The 23,689-nt window shown below is 69.5% G+C and carries 20 protein-coding genes; 8 read left to right on the plus strand and 12 right to left on the minus strand.

The window, feature by feature from the left end:
• Positions 1–45 precede the first annotated feature (45 nt).
• From LV780_RS01500 to LV780_RS01515, 4 genes are all read right to left on the minus strand, one after another.
• Positions 46–1,227, minus strand: coding sequence for a cytochrome P450 (locus tag LV780_RS01500; protein WP_108220077.1), 1,182 nt, complete (start codon positions 1,225–1,227; stop codon positions 46–48).
• A 297-nt stretch (positions 1,228–1,524) separates the two neighbouring features.
• A complete protein-coding gene (gene tpiA, locus LV780_RS01505) occupies positions 1,525–2,262 on the minus strand; it encodes a triose-phosphate isomerase (protein WP_108220078.1) in 738 nt (245 codons plus the stop codon).
• A gap of 68 nt (positions 2,263–2,330) precedes the next feature.
• Positions 2,331–2,687, minus strand: coding sequence for a HesB/IscA family protein (locus tag LV780_RS01510; protein WP_011907404.1), 357 nt, complete (start codon positions 2,685–2,687; stop codon positions 2,331–2,333).
• A 120-nt stretch (positions 2,688–2,807) separates the two neighbouring features.
• Entirely contained in the window at positions 2,808–3,170 is a 363-nt protein-coding gene (locus tag LV780_RS01515) for an SUF system Fe-S cluster assembly protein (protein ID WP_011907405.1), read from the minus strand.
• 191 nt (positions 3,171–3,361) lie between these two features.
• Here LV780_RS01515 and LV780_RS01520 point away from each other — a divergent pair, with 191 nt between their 5' ends.
• Together LV780_RS01520 and LV780_RS01525 are read left to right on the plus strand one after the other, a co-directional pair.
• Positions 3,362–4,618 (plus strand): metallophosphoesterase family protein, encoded by a 1,257-nt coding sequence (locus LV780_RS01520; RefSeq protein WP_108220079.1) that lies wholly within the window; start codon positions 3,362–3,364, stop codon positions 4,616–4,618.
• Positions 4,618–8,001, plus strand: coding sequence for a YhaN family protein (locus tag LV780_RS01525; protein ID WP_108220080.1), 3,384 nt, complete (start codon positions 4,618–4,620; stop codon positions 7,999–8,001). Before LV780_RS01520 ends, LV780_RS01525 begins: the two co-directional genes overlap by 1 nt.
• Positions 8,002–8,046: 45 nt before the next feature.
• On the opposite strand, the gene ychF is transcribed toward LV780_RS01525, so the two are convergent.
• The gene (ychF, locus tag LV780_RS01530) at positions 8,047–9,144 is read right to left on the minus strand and encodes a redox-regulated ATPase YchF (protein WP_108220081.1); all 1,098 of its coding nucleotides are present in this window, start codon (positions 9,142–9,144) and stop codon (positions 8,047–8,049) included.
• Between the two features lie 269 nt (positions 9,145–9,413).
• On the opposite strand from ychF, the gene trpA reads away from it, so the two are divergent.
• The 4 genes from trpA to pth all read left to right on the plus strand — a co-directional run bounded on the left by trpA (position 9,414) and on the right by pth (position 13,170).
• Positions 9,414–10,205 (plus strand): tryptophan synthase subunit alpha, encoded by a 792-nt coding sequence (gene trpA / locus LV780_RS01535; protein ID WP_108220082.1) that lies wholly within the window; start codon positions 9,414–9,416, stop codon positions 10,203–10,205.
• A 227-nt stretch (positions 10,206–10,432) separates the two neighbouring features.
• Entirely contained in the window at positions 10,433–11,596 is a 1,164-nt protein-coding gene (locus LV780_RS01540) for an alpha-hydroxy acid oxidase (RefSeq protein ID WP_108220083.1), read from the plus strand.
• 136 nt (positions 11,597–11,732) lie between these two features.
• The gene (locus LV780_RS01545) at positions 11,733–12,344 is read left to right on the plus strand and encodes a 50S ribosomal protein L25/general stress protein Ctc (RefSeq protein ID WP_011907411.1); all 612 of its coding nucleotides are present in this window, start codon (positions 11,733–11,735) and stop codon (positions 12,342–12,344) included.
• A gap of 148 nt (positions 12,345–12,492) precedes the next feature.
• A complete protein-coding gene (pth, locus tag LV780_RS01550) occupies positions 12,493–13,170 on the plus strand; it encodes an aminoacyl-tRNA hydrolase (protein ID WP_108220084.1) in 678 nt (225 codons plus the stop codon).
• Positions 13,171–13,179: 9 nt separating this feature from the next.
• On the opposite strand, the gene LV780_RS01555 is transcribed toward pth, so the two are convergent.
• A complete protein-coding gene (locus tag LV780_RS01555; RefSeq protein ID WP_011907413.1) occupies positions 13,180–13,944 on the minus strand; it encodes an NAD kinase in 765 nt (254 codons plus the stop codon).
• 166 nt (positions 13,945–14,110) lie between these two features.
• On the opposite strand from LV780_RS01555, the gene glyA reads away from it, so the two are divergent.
• Positions 14,111–15,406, plus strand: a complete 1,296-nt coding sequence (gene glyA, locus LV780_RS01560; RefSeq protein WP_011907414.1) for a serine hydroxymethyltransferase — start codon at positions 14,111–14,113, stop codon at positions 15,404–15,406.
• Between the two features lie 39 nt (positions 15,407–15,445).
• Here glyA and LV780_RS01565 read toward each other — a convergent pair whose 3' ends face one another.
• Entirely contained in the window at positions 15,446–15,817 is a 372-nt protein-coding gene (locus tag LV780_RS01565) for a hypothetical protein (protein WP_011907415.1), read from the minus strand.
• Between the two features lie 93 nt (positions 15,818–15,910).
• Between LV780_RS01565 and LV780_RS01570 the strand changes: the two genes are divergently transcribed.
• Positions 15,911–16,681: an alpha/beta fold hydrolase gene (locus LV780_RS01570; RefSeq protein WP_108220085.1), complete on the plus strand. Its 771-nt coding sequence runs from the start codon at positions 15,911–15,913 to the stop codon at positions 16,679–16,681.
• Positions 16,682–16,719: 38 nt separating this feature from the next.
• On the opposite strand, the gene LV780_RS01575 is transcribed toward LV780_RS01570, so the two are convergent.
• From LV780_RS01575 to carB, 5 genes are all read right to left on the minus strand, one after another.
• On the minus strand, positions 16,720–17,229 hold the full coding sequence (locus LV780_RS01575) for a cytochrome b (protein ID WP_011907417.1): 510 nt from the start codon (positions 17,227–17,229) through the stop codon (positions 16,720–16,722).
• 29 nt (positions 17,230–17,258) lie between these two features.
• Entirely contained in the window at positions 17,259–17,435 is a 177-nt protein-coding gene (locus LV780_RS01580) for a hypothetical protein (RefSeq protein WP_011907418.1), read from the minus strand.
• Positions 17,436–17,794: 359 nt separating this feature from the next.
• Positions 17,795–19,156 (minus strand): DEAD/DEAH box helicase, encoded by a 1,362-nt coding sequence (locus tag LV780_RS01585; protein WP_108220086.1) that lies wholly within the window; start codon positions 19,154–19,156, stop codon positions 17,795–17,797.
• A gap of 259 nt (positions 19,157–19,415) precedes the next feature.
• Positions 19,416–20,147 carry a calcium-binding protein gene (locus LV780_RS01590; protein ID WP_011907420.1) on the minus strand — a complete coding sequence of 244 codons (732 nt, stop codon included), beginning with the start codon at positions 20,145–20,147 and terminating at the stop codon, positions 19,416–19,418.
• 181 nt (positions 20,148–20,328) lie between these two features.
• Positions 20,329–23,658 (minus strand): carbamoyl-phosphate synthase large subunit, encoded by a 3,330-nt coding sequence (gene carB, locus LV780_RS01595; RefSeq protein ID WP_108220087.1) that lies wholly within the window; start codon positions 23,656–23,658, stop codon positions 20,329–20,331.
• Positions 23,659–23,689 lie beyond the last annotated feature (31 nt).

Raw genomic sequence — 23,689 nt, forward strand, 5'->3', positions numbered from 1 at the left:
ATCCCGCGGGGGTGCGGGGGCGCGAAGCCCCCGGCGCCGGCCGGCTCAGGGCGCCACGATCAGCCGCTCGAGCCCGCGGAAATGCCAGCTGTCCGACCAGCGCGGCGGCTTGACGAGGTGCAGCCCCGGCAGACGGGTGAAGAGGATGGGCACGGCCGTGGCCAGTTCGAGCCGCGCAAGCGCCGCGCCCAGGCAGAAGTGCAGGCCGGCTCCGAAGGCGAGATGGGGCTTCTCGGGCCGGTTCCAGAGGAAGCGGTCGGGTCGCTCCCACGGGCCGGGATCGCGGTTGGCGGCCGCCAGGAGCAGCGCCACCTCCTCGCCTTCGGCAAAGGTCCGGCCCATGATCTCGACCGGCGCGTAGGCGATGCGCCGGAAGAGATGCAGGGGCGGATCGAACCGGAGCATCTCCTCGACGGTGGCCGCGATTCGGGCCGGTGCGAGCGCCTCGGGCGGTGTCCGATGCTGAAGGAGCGTCGCCACCGCGTTGCCGATCGCATGGACCGCCGCCTCGTGCCCCGCATTGAGGATCAGGATGCAGGTCGAGACGATTTCGTCGGTCGAGAGTTGCTGGCCGTCGGCTTCGGCCGCGATCAGATGGGTCAGCAGGTCGTCGGCGGGCCGATCGCGGCGATCCGCGATGTGAAGCCTCAGGAAGTCCGAGAAGGCGGCGGCGGCCTCTGCGGCGCGCTCTTCCGTCTGGCGGTTCCGCCCCGCCTGATACACGGCGACCATCGCCGAGGACCAGCGCAGAAGCTCGGGGGCGAGCGTCTCGGGAATGCCGATCAGCCGCGCGATGAGGGTGATGGGCAGGCGCTGGCTGAAGGCCGGCAGCAGGTCGAACGGCCCGCCCGGCATATCGTCGATGAGCCCGTGTGCCAGCCGGGCGATCTGGGGCTGCATCGAGCCGAGCCGCCGCGTGGTGAAGGCGCGGAGCACGAGGTTGCGCAGCCGCGTGTGGCGCGGCGGCTCGAGCTCCAGCATTGAATGCTCCTCCACGGCCGCGAAGGGGGCCAGATGCGGGGGCACCGGGGCGCGTCGCTCTGCCGGAACCTCGCGGCCGAATCGCCGGTCGCGCAGGATCGCATTGGCCGCGGCGTATGAGGTGGTGCAGATGACATCGAGCTCTTCCCACCGGAAGAACGGCCCGGCCGTGCGCGCCTGCCGGTAGAAGCGGTAGGGATCGCGGAGGAAGCGTCGGTCGTGGGGCGATTGGCTCAGGGTCTTCATCGGCCGGGCAAGGGTTCCGCGCTGTCGGCGGAGCCTGGCCACTGACCGGGCCCCGCCCCGAAAGGATGACCGACGGGCCGCTGGCTGTCCAGTTCGCCGGCGGGTGGTCGGTCCCGCCCGGCAGTATTGCATCCCGGAGGAAGATGCGGTGGGTGGGTCAACCGGGGCCGGCCGCCGGGGCTCTGCCCCGGACCCCGGGATATTTCGGCCAGAATGAAAGGGCGCCGGATGCGCGCATTCCTCCTGTGCATTGCGGGCGGGGCCCTCCCGTGGGCGGGAGGGGCGCGCGCGCGGACGTCAGGCGGCCGAGAGGGCGGCGACGATGCCGCCGAAATCCGCGGCCTTGAGGCTTGCGCCGCCGACGAGCGCCCCGTCCACGTTCGGCACCGCGAAGATCTCGGCCGCGTTCGAGGGTTTCACCGAGCCGCCGTAGAGCAGGCGGAAGCCGCTCGCATCCGCGAAACGCTCGGCCAGACGGGCGCGCAGGAAGCCGTGGACTTCGGCAATCTCGGCGGTCGTGGGCGTGCGCCCGGTGCCGATCGCCCAGACCGGCTCATAGGCGATCACGGTCCGGAGGGCCGTGGCGCCGTCGGGCACCGAGCCCGCGAGTTGCGCCCCGATCACGTCGAGCGTCTGGCCCGCGTCGCGCTGCGCCTCGGTCTCGCCCACGCAGATGATCGCCACAAGCCCCGCGGCATGGACCGCCTCGGCCTTGAGCCTGACGAGCGAGTCGCTCTCGCCGTGGTCCGCCCGGCGCTCCGAATGGCCGAGGATCACATGGCTGGCCCCGGCATCGGCCAGCATGGCGGCGGAAATGTCGCCGGTATGGGCGCCCGAGACCTTGGGGTGGCAGTCCTGACCGCCGACCATCAGGTCCGACGTCGCGCGCGCCGCCATGCGGGACAGCAGCGTCGCAGGCGGGCAGATCAGCATCTCGCAGTGCGGCGCCGGATGGGCGGCCATCAGGGCATCGATCTCTGCGAGATCGGCCTCGGTTCCGTTCATCTTCCAGTTCCCCGCTGCAAGCTTGCGCATGTCCGTCCCCTTGTGTGTTTCGGTCGGGGACTTGTTATGCCAAGCGGGCCGGCGGGAAAAGCCTTGGCTCAGGCTTCGGCGTCGCGGAACTTGATCGATTCGCCGCAGCCGCAGGCATCCACCACATTCGGATTGCGGAACTTGAAGCCGGATTCGATGAGCCCCGTCTCGTAGTCGATCTCGGTTCCGAACAGGAACATCTGGGCCATCGGGGCGATCATGACCCGGGCGCCCTCCTGCTCGACCGTCTCGTCCATCGGGTTGATGTCCGCGACGTAATCCATCGTGTATTCCATGCCCGCGCAGCCGCCCTTCTTCACGCCGATGCGCAGCCCCTTGGAGCCCTGCTTCTGCATCAGCCGCGCGATCTGCCGGGCGGCGGCGGGGGTGAGGGTGACGGCCTGCTTGCCGGGGATGGAGAACATCGGAAGAACCTCTCGCTTGTCGGGCGGATATGGGAGGAGGAAGGGCCGGTCTCAAGTCCCGGAGACGGGCTGCCGGCGCGTCCCGTGCCGGCGGGAGAGCCGCATCCTGCCCTGGTGCCCTTACATGAAGCCGAGTTCGAGCCGGGCCTCGTCGGACATCATGTCCATGCCCCAGGGCGGATCGAAGGTCATGCCGACGGCGACGGACTTCACCCCCGCAACCGGCTCGACCGCATCCTGCACCCAGCCGGGCATCTCGCCCGCCACCGGGCAGCCCGGTGCGGTGAGCGTCATTATGATCTCGATATCGTTCTCGGCCGAAATGTCGATCGTGTAGATCAGGCCGAGGTCGAAGATGTTCACCGGGATCTCGGGGTCGTAAACCGTGCGGCAGGCCTCGACGATCGTCTCGTAGAGCGGATGGTCGGTCGTCGACGGCTTGATGAGGGGGGCGCCCTCGATCATGTCCTGTTGCTGGTTCATGGGAGCCTCGCGCGTTTCTGACAGTTTATATAAGGAAAGACGGCCGCGAGGTCCAGTGGCGACGAGGTCCGCGGCGACGGGGAGTTCCACCCACGTCTGGCGCGTCTGCGGAAAATCCGCGACAAGGCGGGCTTGCGGGGCGAACGTCCCGCGCTCCATAGTCGCGAGCCTGATCCGATGGGTGTTTCTCGTTGAGCTTTCGCTTCGTCCACACGGCTGATCTTCATCTCGATGCGCCGCTGAAGGCCATCGCCTTCCGTGACGCCGCCCTTGCCCGCGAGGTCGCCGGCGCGTCCCGCGCGGCCTTTTCCCGCATCGTCGATCTGTGCATCGGTGAGCGCGCGGCCTTCCTGCTGATCGCGGGCGACCTGTGGGACGGGGACTACAGCTCCACCAAGACGCCACGCTTCCTCAAGCAGGAGCTCCTGAGGCTGCATCGCGCGGGCATCCGCTGTTACATCATCCGGGGCAACCATGACGCGATGGCCCGCCAGACCGGAGAGCTGGAGGCCCCCGACAACACGCTCGTATTCGGTGGGCGCCCCTCGACGCAGGAGCTGGAGATCGACGGCGACCGGATCGCCATCCACGGCCTCAGTTTCCGCGAGGTCCATGCCGCCGAAAGCCTGCTTCCGCGCTATCCTCCGCCGAAACAGGGCGCCTTCAACATCGGCATGCTGCACACCAGCCTGAACGGCAGCCCCGGTCACGATCCTTATGCGCCCTGCAGCCTCGCCGAGCTGGAGGCGCATGGCTACGACTACTGGGCCCTCGGCCATATCCACCGCCGCTTCGAACATGCGGGACGGGCGACCATCGTCATGCCCGGCATCCCGCAGGGCCGCGATATCGGCGAGGCGGGGCCGATGTCCGTCACGCTGGTCACCGTAACCGATGACGGGAGTGTGACGACAGAGCCGCGGCAGGTCGCGCCTCTCCGGTTCGACCGGATGGCGATCGACTGCGGCCCGGTCGAGGACTGGCCGGACCTGCTCAAACGCCTCGAGACCGAGATCAACCGCATCGGCCGCGCCCCCCGCTTCGAGGATCACCTCGTCCTGCGGCCCGTCCTGCAGGGCGCCTCGCCGCTTGCCTGGCGGGTGCGGCGCGATCTTGACCGGCTGACCGAGGAGGCGCGGTCCTTCGCGGCCGATGCCGGGGTCTGGATCGACAGGCTCGAATGCCAGTTGGCCGACGGGCAGGCGGCCGCGATCGAGGCGCAGCTGCCCGCGGATCTGGTGCGGATGGTGCGGCAGGATCTTCCGGCCGATCCGGGCCTTGCCGCGGCCCTTGCCTCGGCCGCGCAGGATCTGGCGCGCGATCTTCCGCCCGAGTTGCGCGACATGCTGGGCGCGGATGAGGCAGAGCTGGCCGCGCTCTGCCAGCGCCTGCTGGCCGAGGGCTCGCCGGCCGTTCTTGCCCGCCTCGCCAGCGACAGGACCGGGTGATGCGTCTCGACCGTCTCGACCTGACCCGCTACGGCCGGTTCACCGACAAGCGCCTGGACTTCGCCGCCCCCGCACCCGGCGGGCCGGACCTGCATGTGGTCTTCGGACCGAACGAGGCGGGAAAGTCCACGCTCTTCTCGGCCTGGCTCGACCTGCTGTTCGGCATCCCGCTGCGCAGCCGCTACGACTTCCTCCACCGCGGCCCGACCATGCAGATCGGGGCGCAGCTCAGCCATGCGGGGGGGCGGCTCGATCTCAGGCGGCTCAAGCGCAACAACGCGAGCCTGCTGGACGGCCATGATGCCGTTTTGCCCGAGACCGTGGTGCAATCGCTGCTCGGCGGCCTCTCGCGCGAGGGCTACTCGGCCATGTTCTCGCTGGATGATGACACGCTCGAGAAGGGCGGCGACAGCATCCTCGCCAACCGGGGCGATCTGGGCGAGATGCTCTTCTCGGCCAGCGCCGGCCTTTCCGATCTCGCGCCCCGACTCGAGAGCGTCCGGGCCGAGCTTGACGGATTCCACCGCACCGGCAAGCGGAGCGGCTGGCTTTGCGACGCCCGGCGGCAGTTGGCGGATCTCGACGCGCGCCGGCGCAAGACCGAGGTGACGGCGGGGGCGTTGCAGAGGCTCACGCGCGAGGCGGCGGCGGCCGAGGCGGCGTGGCGCGAGGCGCGGGCCCGCGAGGATGCCCTTCAGGTCGAGTTGCTGCATCTGCAGGACCTTGCCGCCGCCGTCCCGCTGCGCAGCCAGCGCGCGGGGCTCGAGGTGCGGCTCGGCCCGATTCGTCATCTGCCCGATGCCGACCCGGCGCTGCGGGACCGGGTCGAGGCCATCGAGCGTGACCGCCTGACGCTGGAGGCCCGGATCTCGGATCGGGGGGTGCGTCTTGAGGCGCTCGACGCACGGGTGGCCGCGCTGGCCACCGATCCGGCGGTGCTCGGGCAGTCCGAGGCCATCGACGCGGCCGAGGTGCTGCGGCCCGAGCATGAGGCGGCGCTCAAGGATCTGCCGCGCCGACGGCAGGAGGCCGACGAGGCGCTTGCGCGGCTCAAGGCGCTCCTGTTCGAGCTTGGCCGCGCCGAGGGGGCCGCGGGCGATCTCGTGCTGCCTGCCGCGACGCTGGGCCGGATGCGGGCGCTGCTGGCGGAACGGTCCGGGCTTGCCGCCGCCGCCAGCGCCGCCGCGGCCGAGCGGCGAAAGGCGGTCGAGCATCTGGCGCGCGAGCGCGACCGGCTGGGCGATCCCGGCCCGGACGAGGATGAGGCGATGCTGTCGCCGCTTCTCGCCCGCCTGCGCGCGCAGGACCCCGCCGACCTCCGCCTGCGTGCGCTGCGCGACCGCGATCAGGCGCGGGAGCGGCTCGGGGCTGCGCTGGCGCGTCTGGCTCCGTGGAGTGGCGACGGCGAGAGCCTTGAGCCCCTTGCCGTCCCATCGCCTGCGCAGATCGCCGGATGGGAGGCCCGTCTGGAGGCCGCCCGTCAGGAAGAGGCCGATGCCGCCCGAGAGGCCGAGGCCGTCGGCGCGGATCTGGACCGTGTCCGGTCCGACCGAGCGCGGCGAATGGCAGCCGGGACGGCCGTAGGCGCCACGCTGGCGGATGTGGCCGCCGTGCGAGGCCGGCGGGAGTCGCTCTGGGCTGCCCATCTCGCGACGCTGGATGCCGACAGCGCGACGAGGTTCGAGCAGGCGATGCGCGAGGATGACCGCCTCTCGTCCCTGCTGGCCGAGGCCATGGCCGAAGCCCGGCGAGAGGCGCTCGATCAGGCCGATGAGGACCGGCTCTCGGACAGGCTTTCCGCGTCCCGGACCCGGCAGGATGGCGCAGCGGCGGCATCGGCCGGCATCCGGGATGCGGTCGCGGAGACATGCGCCCGGCTGGGCCTCGGGCACATGTCCCTTGCGGATCTGAAGGCGTGGCTCGAGCTGCGGCAGGCGGCCCTCGCGGCGCTTGCCGCGTGCCGCGAGGCCGAGGCCGGCCTCCGCCGCGCCGACGAGGCCGTGGCCGGAGCCGCGCAGGCGCTTGCCGCGGCGCTCGGGCAGTCGGAGGGCGCCTATGAGCCGCTTCTGGCCCTTGCTGCCGCGCGCAACGAGGCGGCCGAGCGGCGGCGCGAGGCCCGGCGGCATCTCGCCGCGCTGCTCTCCGACCTGCGCGAGCGGGAACAGGCGGACCGGGAGGCCGCTGAGGGCCTCGCCCGCTGGCAGCGGGAGTGGGCGGCCGCAAGCCGCGGCACCCTCCTCGCCGACCATCCCGACATGTCGCCGGAACTGGGCCGGATGCTCGACCTGCTCGACGAGCTGGGGGCGACCGACCGCACCCTTGCCGGGCTCGAGGACCGGATCTCCAAGATGGAGGCGAACCGGGATCGCTTCCGCCGGGCGCGGGCCGAGGTGCTGACGGCGCTCGATCTGGACGAGGCGACGGCATGGCCTGAGGTGCTGGCACGGCTGCGCCGGGCCCAGGACGCGCTTCGCGACCGGCACCAGCTGGCCGCGCAGATCGCGGACGAGCGGTGCCAGGATGCCGAGGATCGCCGCGCCCTTGCGGCCCGGCAGCAGGAGGCCGCGGCGCTGGGCGCCTCGCTGGGCTGGGAGGAGGGCAGCCTTTCGGACCATGTCGCAGCCTGCCTCGAGGCCACGACCTTGCGCCGGGAACTTGCGGCGCTGGATGCGGCTCTTGCGGGGCGGCCCTGTCCGGCCGAGGGGGACGATCCCGAAGCCCTCCGCCAGCGGATCGGGACGCTGAAGGCGGATCAGCAGCTTCTACGGGCGCGGACCGAGACCTGTCTGGCCGCCCATCTCGAGGCGGCGCGCCAGATCGAGGCGGTGGGGGGCGATGACGCCCTTGCCCGCCTGGCGTTCGAGCGGGAGAACCTGCTGCTCGAGATCCACGACCGGGCGCGGGAGCATCTGGCCGCCCGCTTCGGGCTGATCGCGGTCGAGGCCGGGCTCCGCCGCTACCGGGACCAGCATCGCAGCGCCATGCTCGCCCGTGCCGCCGCCGCCTTCCGCCTGCTCAGCCGGGGCGCCTATTCGGGTCTTGCCGCCCAGCCGGACGGCGCGCAGGAGGTGCTGGTCGCCCTGGGCGCGGACGGTGGCACCAAGCTTGCGACGGATCTTTCCAAGGGCACGCGGTTCCAGCTCTATCTGGCTCTGCGGATCGCGGGCTACCACGAGCTTGCGCAAAGCCGGCCGGCCGTGCCCTTCATCGCCGACGACATCATGGAGACCTTCGACGACGACCGCTCGGCCGCGGCCTTCGCGCTGCTGTCCGAGATGTCGCGGGTGGGGCAGGTGATCTACCTCACCCACCACCGCCACCTGTGCGAGATCGCCCGGGACGCCTGCCCCGGGGCCAACATCATCGATCTGCAGCAGGCGTGACGCCCCCGTCCGTGCCCCGGCCCAGGCGCAGGTCGAGAAGTTCCCTCAGGCGTTGAACAGGAAGTGCAGCACGTCGCCGTCCTGAACCTCGTAGGTCTTGCCTTCGATGCGGAACTTGCCGGCCTCCTTGGCGCCCGCCTCGCCCTGTCCTGCGACATAATCCTCGTAGGCCACTGTCTCGGCGCGGATGAAGCCCTTCTCGAAGTCGCCGTGGATCACGCCGGCGGCCTGCGGGGCGAGCATCCCTTTGGTGATCGTCCAGGCGCGCGCCTCCTTCGGCCCGACGGTGAAGTAGGTCTGCAGGCCGAGAAGCTGATAGCCCGCGCGGATCAGCCGGTCGAGCCCGGCTTCCTCGAGACCCATTTCCTCGAGGAACATCGCGGCCTCCTCGGCGGGAAGCTGGGCGATCTCCTCTTCGATGCGGGCCGAGATCACCACCGTGGCCGCGCCCTGCGCCTTGGCCATCTCGGCCACCCGGGCCGACTGGGAATTGCCGCTGGCCGCCGAGGATTCCTCGACGTTGCAGACATAGAGGACGGGCTTGGCGGTCAGAAGCTGCAGCATCCGCCAGGCGCGCTGGTCGTCGGCCGAGACCGCCACCGTCCGGGCCGGCTTGCCCGCCTCGAGCGCCGCCAGCGCGGCGCGCAGCAGGCGGTCCTGATCGGCGGCCTCCTTGTCGCCGCCCTTGAGCTTGCGCGAGAGGTTCGACAGCCGCCGCTCGATCGAATCCATGTCGGCGAGCATCAGCTCGGTCTCGATCGTCTCGGCATCGGCCACGGGGTCGATACGCCCCTCGACATGGGTGATGTCGCCGTCCTCGAAGCAGCGCAGCACATGGGCGATGGCGTCGCATTCGCGGATGTTGGCGAGGAACTGGTTGCCAAGGCCCTCGCCCCTCGAGGCGCCGCGGACGAGGCCCGCGATATCGACGAAGGTCATGCGCGTCGGGATGATCTGCCTGGAGCCCGCGATCTTCGCGAGAATGTCGAGCCGCGCGTCGGGAACGGCGACCTCGCCCACGTTGGGCTCGATGGTGCAGAAGGGAAAGTTGGCCGCCTGCGCGGCGGCGGTGCGGGTGAGGGCGTTGAAGAGCGTGGATTTGCCCACGTTCGGCAAGCCGACGATCCCCATGCGGAAGCCCATGATCCACTCCTTGAAAGCTCTGCCGCTTCATAGGGAAGCGCCCCATCCAAGGCAAGCGGGCGGCGGAGGGCATGGAGCGCCTGCCCGGCCGCGGCCGCGAGGCGACGGCCGGGGGCTCGGCGGCGAGCGCGCGGGCTTGCGCGAAGGGGAATGGAACCAGCCGGTGCGCCGGCGGCCGAACGATCCGGGAGGGGGGCGCGCCCTTCCGCCCATTGATTTTCCCGCGCCGGTGACGCAAACCGGCAGCCGACACGGGCGAGGGCAGGGCAATGACGCGGATCGATGACACCTTCCGGCGGCTTCGGGCCGAGGGGAAGAAGGCCTTCGTGGCCTATATCATGGCGGGCGATCCCGATCTCGAGACCTCGCTCGAGGTGATGAAGGGCCTGCCCGGCGCGGGCGTGGACATCATCGAGCTGGGCATGCCCTTTACCGATCCGATGGCGGACGGGCCGACGATCCAGACGGCGGGGCAGCGCGCGCTCGAGGGTGGGCAGACGCTGGCAAGGACGCTCGCGATGGTGCGGGAGTTCCGCAGGGGCGATGCTTCGACCCCGATCGTCATGATGGGATACTACAACCCGATCCATGCGCGCGGCGTGGACCGCTTTGTGGCCGAGGCGCAGGAGGCCGGGATCGACGGGCTGATCGTGGTGGACCTGCCGCCCGAGGAGGATGCCGAGCTGTGCCTGCCCGCTCAGGCGGCGGGGCTGAACTTCATCCGGCTGGCCACTCCCACGACCGACGACCGCCGCCTGCCCAAGGTGCTGCAGAACACGTCGGGCTTCGTCTATTACGTCTCGATCACCGGGATCACCGGGGCGGCCGCCGCGCAGGCGGTGGATGTGGCGCCCGAGGTGGCGCGGCTGAAGGCGGCGACGGACCTGCCGGTGATCGTGGGATTCGGCATCACCTCGCCCGAGGCGGCGCGGGACATCGCGGGCGTGGCCGACGGCTGCGTGGTTGGCTCGGCGATCGTGAAGCTCGTGGCGGAGGGCCGTCCGGTCGCGGAGGTGCTGGACCGGGTGGCGGCGCTGGCGGCCGGCGCTCACGCCGCCTGACGGGGAAACGGCCGGGGGAGGTGCCGTCGCCGGGGGCATCGAACCCCCGCCGACGGCGTTGCCACGGAACGAGCGGACGCGGTCTCTCTGGCGGCCATCCGCGCCCGCCGGCCCCTGTCGGGATTTCGGCCCGCGGCGCGGGAGGTGCCTGTCGGCGCTGCATCATCCGTTGATCTGTTGCGGCATGGCCGGTAAGGAAACATGACCAGTTCCAGCCGGAGAGCACCATGCCCGTCATCACCTGCATCGAGGATCTGAAGCGGATGCACCGCCGGCGCACGCCGCGCATGTTCTTCGACTATTGCGAGTCGGGCAGCTACTCCGAGCAGACCTTCCGCGACAACTGCTCGGACTTCCAGAAGATCCGGCTCCGCCAGAAGGTCGCCGTGGACATGCTGGGCCGCTCGACCCGATCCACGATGATCGGGCAGGAGGTGTCCATGCCGGTCGCGCTGGCCCCGGTCGGGCTGACCGGGATGCAATGCGCCGATGGCGAGATCAAGGCGGCCCGCGCGGCCGAGGCCTTCGGCGTGCCCTACACGCTGTCCACCATGTCGATCTGTTCGGTCGAGGACGTGGCGGCGGCCACCACGAAACCCTTCTGGTTCCAGCTTTACGTCATGAAGGACGAGGAGTTCGTCGATTCGATGCTCGAGCGGGCGAAGAAGGCGGGCTGCTCGGCGCTGGTGCTGACGCTCGACCTGCAGATCCTCGGCCAGCGTCACAAGGATCTGAAGAACGGCCTCTCGGCGCCGCCGAAGATGACGCTGCCGGTGATGATGGATCTGGCGACGAAATGGGGCTGGGGCCTCGAGATGCTGAAGACCCCGCGGCGCACCTTCGGCAACATCGTGGGTCATGCCAAGGGGGTGGGCGATACGACGAGCCTCGCAAGCTGGACCGCCGAGCAGTTCGATCCGCAGCTCGACTGGGGCAAGATCGCCCGGCTGCGCGACAAGTGGGGCGGCAAGCTGATCCTGAAGGGCATCCTCGACGAGGAGGATGCCCGCCGCGCCGCGGATTTCGGGGCCGAGGCGATCATCGTCTCGAACCACGGCGGGCGGCAGCTGGACGGGGCGTTGTCGTCGATCCGCATGCTGCCGCCGATCGTTCGGGCGGTGGGCGATCAGGTCGAGATCCACATGGACGGGGGCATCCGGTCGGGACAGGACGTGCTGAAGGCGCTCGCGATGGGGGCGAAGGGCACCTACATCGGCCGCTCCTACATCTATGGCCTCGGCGCGATGGGCGAGGCGGGCGTGCGGCGCGCGCTCGAGGTGATCTGGAAGGAACTGGACGTCTCGATGGCGCTGTGCGGCGAGAAGGACGTCAAGGCACTGGGGCCGCACAATCTGCTGGTGCCGCAGGACTTCGAGGGACGCTGGGCCTGAGCCCCGGCCGGAGCGCCGCCGGATGCGTGGAATCCGCACGCGGGGCCTTTCCTTCCGGGCGAGGATCGTCTAAGGCGGCGCCTTGCGACCCCATGCACCCTTGGAGGATGGGGCGTTTCACATATGGAGAACCTCAATGGCTGGTGAAATCCCGGATTTTCAGGCTGAGGTACGGACGGGGACAGGCAAGGGGGCCGCTCGTCAAGCTCGTCGTGAGGGCTACGTACCCGGCATCGTTTACGGCGGTGGGCAAGAGCCTCTGTCGATCAACGTCAAGTACAACGACCTGCTGAACCGGCTGAAGAAGGGCCGCTTCCTGCAGACGCTGTTCAACCTCAAGGTCGAAGGTCAGGAAGACGTCCGTGTGATCTGCCGCGGCGTGCAGCGCGACGTGGTCAAGGACCTGCCGACGCATGTCGATTTCATGCGCCTGCGCCGCACGAGCCGGATCAACCTGTTCATCCACGTCACCTTCGAGAACCACGACCAGGCCCCGGGCCTGAAGCGTGGCGGCACCCTGACGGTGGTGCGCCCCGAGGTGGAACTGGAAGTGACCGCGGGCGACATCCCCGATCACATCACCGTGGACCTGACCGGCAAGCAGATCGGCGATGTCATCCACATCCAGGACATCGCCCTGCCGGAAGGCGCGGTTCCGACGATCAACCGGAACTTCGTGATCGCCAACATCTCGGCGCCGTCGGGCCTGCGCTCGTCGGACAATGAGGAAGAAGCCGCCGAGGCCTGAGCCACGAGCGAGCGGATTGCGGGGGGGCGGGGGCAGGGTGCCTCCGCCCTTTGCGTTCCGGCCCATGCCCGTCGATGCGCGCGGCCCGAAGGGTTGCCGGACGGCCCCCGCGACCGTAAACAGGCCCGGTCCCGAAAGGAGCCTGCCCATGAAGCTGTTCGTCGGTCTCGGCAATCCCGGTGCGCGCTATGCGGGCAACCGGCACAACATCGGCTACATGGCGGTCGAGGCCATCGCCTCGGCGCACGGGTTCGGTCCGTGGCGCTCGCGCTTTCAGGGCGTGACCTCGGAGGGGCGGCTGGGCGCCGAGCAGGTGCTGCTTCTGAAGCCCGAGACCTTCATGAACCTCTCGGGGCAGTCGGTGGGCGAGGCGATGCGCTTCTACAAGCTGTCCCCCGCCGATCTGACCGTCTTTCATGACGAGCTGGATCTCGCGCCGGGCAGGCTGCGCCTGAAGCAGGGCGGGGGGCACGCGGGTCACAACGGGCTGCGCTCGATCCATGCCCATGTCGGCGAGGCCTACGGCCGGGTGCGGCTGGGGATCGGCCATCCGGGGCACAAGGATGCGGTCGCCTCCTATGTGCTGAACGATTTCGCCAAGGCCGATCAGGGCTGGCTCGAGGATCTTCTGCGCGGGATCGCCGACGGCGCCGAGGCGCTGGCGCGGGGGGACGGGGCGCGGTTCCAGAACGCCGTGGCCTTGCGGATGCAGCCGCCGAAGCCCGAGAAGCCGAAGGGCGAGGCGAAGGCCGCCGCCCCCGAGGCGCCCGAAGCCGCCCCCGACACGCGCAGCGCGCTGCAAAGGCTGGCCGACCGTTTCCGCTGAGGCCGGGCGCTAGACGAACTGCTCGCGGATCAGCCGCTCCTCGAGCCCGTGGCCGGGGTCGAACAGCAGCCGGTGCCGGATCGCCGGCTCGCTGCGCACCTCGACCGAGACCACATCGCGCACCGAGCGGCCGTCGGCATCCGCCATCACCGGCCGCTTCCGCGCATCGATCACGTCAAAACGCACGGTCGCCGTCTTGGGCAGCAGCGCCCCGCGCCAGCGGCGCGGCCGGAAGGGCGCGATGGCGGTCAACGCCAGCACGTCGGCGCCGATCGGCAGGATCGGCCCGTGCGCCGAGTAGTTGTAGGCCGTCGAGCCCGCGGGCGTGCAGACCAGCGCGCCGTCGCAGACCAGCTCTTCCATCCGCACCTTGCCATCGACCGAGATCTTCAGCCACGCCGCCTGCGGCCCGGCCCGCAGCAGCGAGACCTCGTTGATCGCGATCCGGTGGAAGACCTCGCCCGCCTCGGTGACGGCGGTCATGACGAGCGGGTTGAGGATCTCTTCCTCGGCCTCGGCCAGCCGCTCGCGCAGGCCGTCTCCGGCATAGCCGTTCATCAGGAAGCCGACCGTGCCGCGGTTCATGCCATAGACCGGGATGTCGAGGCTCTGCGTCTCGTGCAGCGTCTGAAGCATGAAGCCGTCGCCGCCAAGCGCCACGATCACCTCGGCCTCCGGCAGGGGGCACTGGCCATATCGGGCCTCCATCGCCACCAGCGCCTCCTGCGCGACGGGGGCCGGGCTCGCCACGAATCCGATGCGCTGTGGCGTCATGTCCCCCTCCGGCTGCCGTGGCGGCCAGTGTTGGACCCGGCGTGCGGCAAACTCAACCCCTCGCGCGCCACCGCTTCGCGCAATCCCGGCCATGCGTCGTTTTCCTGACTTTCTGTCGCGGCTTCGATGTTCTAAATGGGCGCAACCCTTTCCACAGGAGACGCCCATGAACGCCCCGCACCGCGACGACGGCTTCTTTACCGAAAGCCTGTCCTCCCGTGACCCCGAGCTTTTCGCCTCGATCACCGGCGAGCTTGGCCGGCAGCGCGACGAGATCGAACTGATCGCCTCGGAGAACATCGTGAGCCGCGCCGTGATGGAGGCGCAGGGCTCGGTCATGACCAACAAATACGCCGAGGGCTACCCGGGCAAGCGCTACTACGGCGGCTGCGATTATGTGGACGTCGCCGAGACGCTGGCCATCGAGCGGGCGAAGCAGCTCTTTGGCTGCGCCTTTGCCAACGTCCAGCCCAACTCGGGCAGCCAGGCCAACCAGGGCGTGTTCCAGGCGCTGATCAAGCCGGGCGACACGATCCTCGGGATGGAGCTGGCCTCGGGCGGGCACCTGACGCATGGGGCGGCGCCGAACCAGTCGGGCAAGTGGTTCCATGCGGTCCAATATGGCGTGCGCCAGCAGGACCAGCGGATCGACTATGATCAGGTCGCGGCGCTGGCCCGCGAGCACAAGCCCCGGCTCATCATCGCCGGCGGCTCGGCCATCCCGCGCCAGATCGATTTCGCGAAGTTCCGCGCCATTGCCGATGAAGTCGGCGCCTGGCTCATGGTGGACATGGCGCATTTTGCGGGCCTCGTCGCGGGCGGCGCGCATCCCTCGCCCTTCCCCTACGCCGATGTGGCCACCACCACGACGCACAAGACCCTGCGCGGCCCGCGCGGCGGCATGATCCTCACGAACAACGAGGAGATCGCGAAGAAGGTCAATTCGGCGATCTTCCCCGGCATCCAGGGCGGCCCGCTGATGCATGTGATCGCCGCGAAGGCCGTGGCCTTCGGCGAGGCGCTGCGCCCCGAGTTCAAGGCCTATGCCGCGCAGGTCGTGAAGAACGCGCAGGCGCTGGCGGACGAGCTGATGAAGGGCGGGCTCGACATCGTGACGGGCGGCACGGACACCCATGTGATGCTCGTGGACCTGCGCCCGAAGGGCGTGAAGGGCAACGCGACCGAAAAGGCGCTGGGCCGCGCGCACATCACCTGCAACAAGAACGGCATCCCGTTCGACCCCGAGAAGCCGATGGTGACCTCGGGCGTCCGCCTCGGCACCCCGGCCGGCACCACCCGCGGCTTCGGCGAGGAGGAGTTCCGCGAGATCGGCCGCCTGATCGTCGAGGTGGTGGACGGGCTCGCCGCCCATGGCGAAGAGGGCAATGCCGCGGTCGAGGAGGCCGTCAAGGCCAAGGTTGCGGCGCTCTGCGCCCGCTTCCCGCTCTACCCGACGCTCTGAGACCGGCGTGGCGCGCGCTCGTGCAGGGCGCGCGCCCCGTCAGATCAGGCCGCGCAGGCGCGCCACGGCGAAGGCCGCACCTCCGGCCAGCAGGCCCGCCGCCGCCACGACCCGAACCAACGCCAGCACCCGACCCATGATCCGCGTCCGGGCATCGATCGATACGAGATGCCGCACGCAGAGGTCATAGTCGGCCGAGACCTTCTCGAAATCCATCTGCATGAGCAGCCGCGGATCGCGCGCCATCTCGCCCGCCCGCGCCAGATCCCGTGCCGCGGCCCGCACCCGGCGGGGCAGGCGGCCCGCCCCGCGCTTCAACTTGGCCGTCAGGCCCTGCCCGCGCACATGGAGCCGCTCCTCCATCAGGGCCGCCACACGATCCACCATCTGCCTGATCGCCAAAGCACTCATGCTCATCCCTCTGCCACGGCGCCAGATTAGGAAGCGGAACCGGAGCGATCAACCGCTCTGGAAGGCGGTGCGGCAACGGGCTAGAACCGCCCCATGCTGAACATGACCCTCTACCGGGCGGAGCAGCCGTCCGACGCACCGCCGCTTCTGATCGCGCATGGGCTCTTTGGCTCGGCGCGGAACTGGGGCGTGATCTGCCGCCGCCTTGCCGAGACGCGCAAGGTGATCGCCGTGGACATGCGCAATCATGGCGACAGTCCCTGGACCGAGACCCACCGCTATCCCGACATGGCCGCCGACCTCGCCGAGGTGATCCGGGCGCAGGGCGGGCAGGCGGATGTGCTGGGGCATTCCATGGGCGGCAAGGCCGCGATGATGCTTGCGCTGACCGAACCCGAACGGGTGCGGCGGCTGGTGGTGGCCGATGTGGCGCCGGTGGCCTATGACCATGACCAGACGCGCAACGTGGATGTGATGCGCGGGCTCGATCCGGCGACGGTCGCGACGCGGGGCGACGCCGACCGCAAGCTGGCCGAGGTGCTGCCCGACGCGGGCCTGCGCGCCTTCTTCCTGCAATCGCTGGATCTGAAATCCGACCCGCCGCGCTGGCGGCTGAACCTCGACCTGCTGGCCGCCGAGATGCCCCATATCGTCGGCTGGCCCGCGGTCGAGGGCCGGTTCGAGGGGCCGACGCTGTTCCTGACCGGCGAACTCTCGACCTATGTCCGGCCCGAGCATCGCGAGACGATCCTGCGGCTCTTCCCCGCCGCGCGCTTTGCCGAGCTGAAGGGGGCGGGGCACTGGCTTCACGCCGAGAAGCCCCGCGCGTTCGAGGATACGGTCCGGGTGTTCCTCGACGCCTGAAGGCCGCGGGGCGGGCCGGCCGGCCCGCCCCCGCAGGATCAGTCGCGGATCTTCCGCATCCGCTCGAACGCGCCGTCGCGCAGCACGAACTGGTGGAAGAGCGAGATGCCGACATGCACCGCCACCACCAGGATCAGCAGGTATTTCATGCTGGCATGGGCCGAGGCGGCGACCCCGTTGCCGTAGAACCAGCCAACCGCACCCAGAATGGGCATGGCGAGAATCGCGAGGTAGAGGAAGAAGGTCAGCTCGTGGGTGACGAAGGCCAGAAAGCCCTGCTCGGGGGTTTTCGGCTCGAAGGCGGGGGCCGGAACGCCGCGCGCAAAGCGCAGGCCCACACGCCAGCAGGCAAAAAGCAGCACCGCCATCCCGAGCACCACATGCACCCAAGCCAAGGCCGTCACGCCCTGTGGGCTGCCGGTCTGCATCCCCTCGAACACGGTCGCAATGGCAGGCCCGAGCAGGAACTGCACCACGATGAGCACCACCACCGCCCAATGCAGGATGACCTGCATCCTCGAATATCCTGCGGGTGCTTCCTTCTTCATCGCGATCTCCTTGTCTGGCTGGCCGGGAATCAGGCGAGCTTGCGCGCGATGATGAAGCTCGCGGGGAGCGCCGCCACGAAGCCGATTGCCGCAGAGACCACGATCGGAGTGAGAGTGTCGTTCCCGGTCACGAGGGCGATCACGATGCAGATGCCCATGAGAGTGACGGAAATGAACGAGAACAGGATCATCATCAGGCGGGTCATGGCGAGGATCTCCGGGGGAAGGGCCAACGTGTCCGCGGGCAGTCTGCCGCACAGGCCGTTCCGATCGCCTTGATCCGCATCAAGCCGTCGGGCGGGCTGATCCGGCGCGACATGTGGGGAGAGGGGCCGATCCGCAGCGAAGGGTTGCCCGGCAGGCGGGTGGCGTTGCCACCGGCATCTGCCGGGCCCCTTCGCGCAATGCGTGTTCACTCGTAAGGCTAACCCCCGGCGCTGCAGTCGCCGGATACTCGTTACAACTCCGGCTCACCGGAGCTTCATTATGCGCGATCCTGAATGCCGGCGCCCGCCGGAATCGCAGCCTGCGTCACCAGGAAGCAGGCTGCCCTGGATGTATCTTTTCAGCCGCGAGCGGCTTCGCTGCGACGCGGACCGCGCTGGGGACGCTTGGGCGCCGCCTGTCCACCGGGCACGCCCGAGGCACGTCCGGCGCGCGGATGCGCCTTCGCCTGACCCTGCGGTTTGCCCTGCAGCTTGCCGGCGGCCCTGGGACGGCCGCCCTGCCGCGGCTTCTGCCCCGGACGCGGTGCGGCGGCCACGATGTCGGCCGCCCAGGGCGCGCCACCGATGACCGGGATCGGCTGCTTCAGCAGCTTCTCGACCGCGCGGAACTCATCCATCTCGGCCGGGGCGACGAAGGCAACGGCGCTGCCCTCGGCGCCGGCGCGGGCGGTGCGGCCGATCCGGTGGACGTAGTTCTCGGGCACGTTCGGCATGTCGTAGTTGTAGACGTGGCGCACGCCCGGAATGTCGATGCCGCGGGCCGCCACATCGGTGGCCACCAGCACGTCGAGCGTGCCGTCGCGGAACTCGGTCAGGGTGCGGTCACGCTGGTTCTGGCTCTTGTTGCCGTGGATCGAGCCCGCCTTGAAGCCCCAGCTGACCAGCAGCTTCATCAGCTTTTCCGAGCCGTGCTTGGTGCGGCCGAAGACCAGCGCCTGCTCGCCCGGATGCTTGAGCAGGTAGCTCTCCAGCAGCTTGGCCTTGTCACCCTGCGGGATGAAGTGCACGCCCTGCGCGATCTTCTCGACCGGCTTGCCGGGCGGGGCCACCTGCACGCGAACCGGCTCGCGCAGGAAGGTGTGGGCCAGCTCCTCGATCAGCTTCGGCATGGTGGCCGAGAAGAGCAGCGTCTGCCGCTTGAGCGGCAGGAAGCGCGCGATCTTCCGCAGGGAGTGGATGAAGCCCATGTCGAGCATCTGGTCGGCCTCGTCCAGCACCAGATAGCCCGTATGATCGAGCACCACCGCGTTGCGGTCGAGCAGGTCGATGAGGCGACCCGGCGTGGCCACCATGATGTCCGCCCCGCGCGCCAGCCGCTCGGTCTGGCGATTGATCGAGGCGCCGCCGGTGATGGTGACGACCTTGACCGGCGTGCCCTTGGTGAACAGCTCGAGGTTGGCGGCGATCTGGCTCACCAGTTCGCGCGTGGGCGCAAGGATCAGCGCGCGGATGGTGCGCGGCGGCGGCGGGTGGCCGACGCCCAGCAGGCGGTGCAAGAGCGGCAGCCCGAAGGCTAGCGTCTTGCCGGTGCCGGTCTGGGCCAGGCCCATCAGGTCGCGCCCCTGCATGACATGCGGGATCGCCTCGACCTGGATCGGGGTGGCCTTGGTGAACTGGGCCTTGGCAAGGCCCTGAAGAATCTTCTCGGACAGCCCGAGCGTGCTGAAATCAGCCATGGTCATCTTTCGGCAGGCGGGCATCGGCCCGCGGAATGGGAGTGTCTCCCCTTCAGGGGAGGCGGGAGGCGGGGCGGCACGGGATATGCCGCGGTGCCCCTGCGTGACGGTGGGAACCTGTCGGCCCGACCCTGGCCCCCGATCGGGAGCGGCTGCTCACGCGGCAGCGGGGTCTTGGGCGTCTTGGCGGAGATGGGGGTTTTCCGGCTGCAAGTCAAGCGAAAGCTGTCCCGCGCCGCGCCGGAACGACGGGGCGGCCTGAACGCCGCCCCGTCGCGCCGGGTCACAGAATGAAGTCGTCGCGGTCGAGATCGCTGCGCGACGTGTCCTCGATGCGCAGGGAATGGGCGCCGATGCGGATCAGCACATCCTCGCCTCGCTCGACGGTCCGGTTCATCACCTGCGCGTAGGTGAGACCGAAGGACGACAGGTCGATCTTGTCGTCATCGTCGTCGAAGTCGCGGATCACATCGGCGCCGAAGTTGAACACGAAGCGGTCGTCGCCTTCGCCGCCGATCATCACGTCGTTGCCCCGGCCGCCGTTCAGCACGTCATCGCCCTCGCCGCCCCACATCCGGTCGTTGCCGGCGCCGCCGCTCATCCGGTCGTTGCCCTCGCCGCCGTGCAGCCGGTCAGCGCCGTCGCCGCCGCGCAGCGTGTCGTTGCCGGAGCCCGCGACAAGCAAATCGGCCCCGGTGCCGCCGTCGAGCAGGTCATTGCCCTCGCCGGCGCGGATCGTGTCGTTGCCCGCGCCGCCGAAGAAGCGGTCGTTGCCGCTCTCGTCGGTCATCAGGTCGTCGCCGCCCTGACCGTAAAGCCGGTCCTCGCCCTTGCCGCCGAGGATCGTATCCGCGCCGGCGCCGCCATAGAGCAGGTCGTCGTCGTCGTTGCCCTCGATGCGGTCGCGCCCGCCATTGCCAAAGATGGTGTCCTCGCCATCCAGGCCCCGAATGATGTCGTTGAGGTTGCTGCCGTTCAGCCGGTTGGCCGAGCCGTTTCCGATGATCGTCGGCATTCCGTTGGTCTCCTTGACTGGGGCGCCCTGCGGCGTCGCAGGACTGCAAGGAAGGACGTAGCGCGCGGCCGGATTAGTCCCGCAGCGCCGCGCGCGGCCGGCGCGCTGCGCAGGGTTCCGCCGACGAGGAGGGGGAAGAGGGCCGGCCCGGCCGCGCGAAGGCGGCCGGGGCCCGGTGGCGTCAGCCCTGAAGGGTGCGCACCCCGTAGCCTTCGCCGCGGGCCTGCATCGCCTCGACGGCGGCGATGCTTGCGGCGGCGGTGGTGAAGTAGGGGATCTTGTCCATCAGCGCGACGCGGCGGATGTCGCGGCTGTCGCTGATCGCCTGCGTCCCCTCGGTCGTGTTCATCACCAGCGTGATGTCGCCGTTCTTCAGCCGGTCCACGATGTTCGGGCGGCCCTCATAGACCTTGTTGACCGAGGTCGCCTCGATGCCCTGCGCGCTCAGCCAGGCGGCGGTGCCTTTCGTCGCCACGATCTCGAAGCCCATCGCGGTCAGCCCGGCGGCGGCCTTGGCCAGCGCATCGGTCTTGTCCTGATCCTTGACCGACAGGAAGACGCGGCCGCCCTCGGGCAGATGTGTGCCGGCGCCCATCTGCGCCTTGAGGAACGCGAGCGCGAAGTTGCGGTCCCAGCCCATCACCTCGCCGGTCGAGCGCATCTCGGGGCCGAGGAGCGGGTCCACGCCGGGGAAGCGGGCGAAGGGCAGCACCGATTCCTTCACCGAGAACCAGGGCGTGATCGGATCGGCCAGCGTCAGCGGATCGGCCAGCGGCAGGTCGGTGTCGGGGCCGACGCCCGCCGGGTAGGGCTCGCGCAGCGGGAAGGCGCTCAGCGGCTCGCCCGCCATCAGCCGTGCCGCGATGGAGGCGATGGCGCTGTCGGTGGCCTTGGCCACGAAGGGCACGGTGCGGGAGGCGCGCGGGTTCACTTCGAGAACGAAGATCACCCCGTCCTTGATCGCGAACTGCACGTTCATCAGGCCCACCACATGCAGTGCGCGGGCCATCTCGACGGTCTGGCGCTTCAGTTCCTCGATGGTCTCGGCCGAGAGCGAATGCGGCGGCAGGCAGCAGGCCGAGTCGCCCGAATGAACGCCCGCTTCCTCGATATGCTCCATGATACCGGCCACATGGACGTTCTCGCCATCGCAGAGCGCGTCCACATCGACCTCGATGGCGCCGGCCAGATAGCTGTCGAGCAGCACGGGCGAGGTGCCCGAGACCTGCACCGCCTCGCGGATGTAGCGTTCGAGCTGGGCGTCGTCGCGCACGATCTCCATGGCGCGGCCGCCGAGGACGTAAGAGGGGCGGATCACCAGCGGATAGCCGATGCGGCCGGCGATGGCGAAGGCCTCGTCGCGCGACCGCGCCATGCCGTTGATCGGCTGCTTCAGGCCCAGATCGTTCAGCAGCTTCTGGAAGCGCTCGCGGTCCTCGGCAAGGTCGATCGCATCGGGCGTGGTGCCAAGGATCGGGATGCCCTCATGCGCCAGCGCCTGAGCGAGCTTCAGGGGCGTCTGCCCGCCGAACTGCACGATCACGCCGTGCAGCGTGCCGTTCTCCTGCTCCACCCGCAGGATTTCCAGCACATGCTCCAGCGTCAGCGGCTCGAAATAGAGCCGGTCCGACGTGTCGTAGTCGGTCGACACGGTCTCGGGGTTGCAGTTGATCATGATGGTTTCGTAACCGGCCGCGGTCAGCGCGAAGCAGGCGTGGCAGCAGCAGTAGTCGAACTCGATGCCCTGACCGATCCGGTTGGGGCCGCCGCCGAGGATCACCACCTTCTTCGCGCCCGAGGGCCGCGCCTCGCATTCCACGTCGCCCATCGCGGGGGCCTCGTAGGTGGAATACATGTAGGGGGTCTGGGCCTCGAATTCGGCCGCGCAGGTGTCGATGCGCTTGAAGACCGCCTTGACACCAAGGTTCCGGCGCGCGCGGCGCACCTGGCCTTCCTCGCGGCCCGTCAGCTTTGCCAGCCGGGCGTCGGTAAAGCCCATCATCTTCAGTTTGCGCAGCGGCTCCTCGGCCAGCGGCAGGCCGTTCGCGCGGATCTTCGCCTCGGCGTCGATGATTTCGCGGATGCGGGCGAGGAACCAGGGGTCGAAGGCGGTGGCGGCCTGGATCTCATCGTCCGACAGCCCGTGGCGCATCGCCTGTGCGATCAGGCGCAGCCGGTCGGGGGTCTGGGCCGAGATCGCCTTGATGATCGCAGCCTTGTCCGGCGCGCCGGGGATCTCGATCTCGTCAAAGCCGCTCAGGCCGGTTTCCAGCGAGGCCAGCGCCTTCTGCATCGATTCGTGGAAGGTCCGGCCGATGGCCATGACCTCGCCCACCGACTTCATCGCGGTGGTCAGTTCCGGCTTCGAGCCGGGGAACTTCTCGAAGGCAAAGCGCGGGATCTTGGTCACGACATAGTCGATCGAGGGCTCGAACGAGGCGGGCGTGACCTTGGTGATGTCGTTGTCCAGTTCATCGAGCGTGTAGCCGACGGCGAGCTTCGCCGCGATCTTGGCGATGGGGAAGCCCGTGGCCTTCGACGCCAGCGCCGAGGAGCGCGACACGCGCGGGTTCATCTCGATCACGACCATCCGGCCGTCCACCGGGTTGATCGCCCATTGCACGTTCGAGCCGCCCGTCTCGACCCCGATCTCGCGCAGCACGGCGATCGAGCCGTTGCGCATGATCTGGTATTCCTTGTCGGTCAGCGTCAGCGCCGGGGCGACGGTGATCGAGTCGCCCGTATGCACGCCCATCGGGTCCACGTTCTCGATCGAGCAGACGATGATGGCGTTGTCCGCACGGTCGCGGACCACCTCCATCTCGTATTCCTTCCAGCCGAGCAGGCTTTCATCGACGAGGATCTGCGCCACCGGCGACGCGTCAAGGCCCGAGCGGCAGATCGCCTCGTAATCGTCGCGGTTGTAGGCCACGCCGCCGCCGGTGCCGCCCAGCGTGAAGGCGGGACGGATGATCGCGGGCAGGCCCACATATTCGATGGCGGCCATCGCCTCGGCCACGCCGGCGTTGATGTCATAGCGCCCGTTGGGCAGCTTCGGGGCGGCGATGATGGTGGCCTTGGGGTTTTCCAGCCCGATCCGGTCCATCGCCTCGCGGAAGAGCTTGCGGTCCTCGGCCATCTCGATGGCCTCGCGGTTGGCGCCAATGAGCTGCACGCCGAACTTTTCCAGCACGCCCATGTCGGCCAGCGCGAGCGCCGTGTTCAGGCCGGTCTGACCGCCCATCGTGGGCAGAAGCGCGTCCGGGCGCTCCTTCTCGATGATCTTGGCGACGACTTCCGGCGTGATCGGCTCGATATAGGTGGCGTCGGCGAGACCCGGATCGGTCATGATCGTCGCCGGGTTCGAGTTCACCAGGATGACCCGGTAGCCCTCTTCGCGCAGGGCCTTGCAGGCCTGGGCGCCGGAATAGTCGAACTCGCAGGCCTGCCCGATGACGATGGGCCCGGCCCCGATGATCATGATCGAGCTGATATCGGTTCTTTTCGGCATTCGGGGGCCCCATGTCTCTGGTCCCGCGCCC

The organism is Cereibacter azotoformans (genome assembly GCF_021391315.1).
Lineage (GTDB): Bacteria > Pseudomonadota > Alphaproteobacteria > Rhodobacterales > Rhodobacteraceae > Cereibacter_A > Cereibacter_A azotoformans.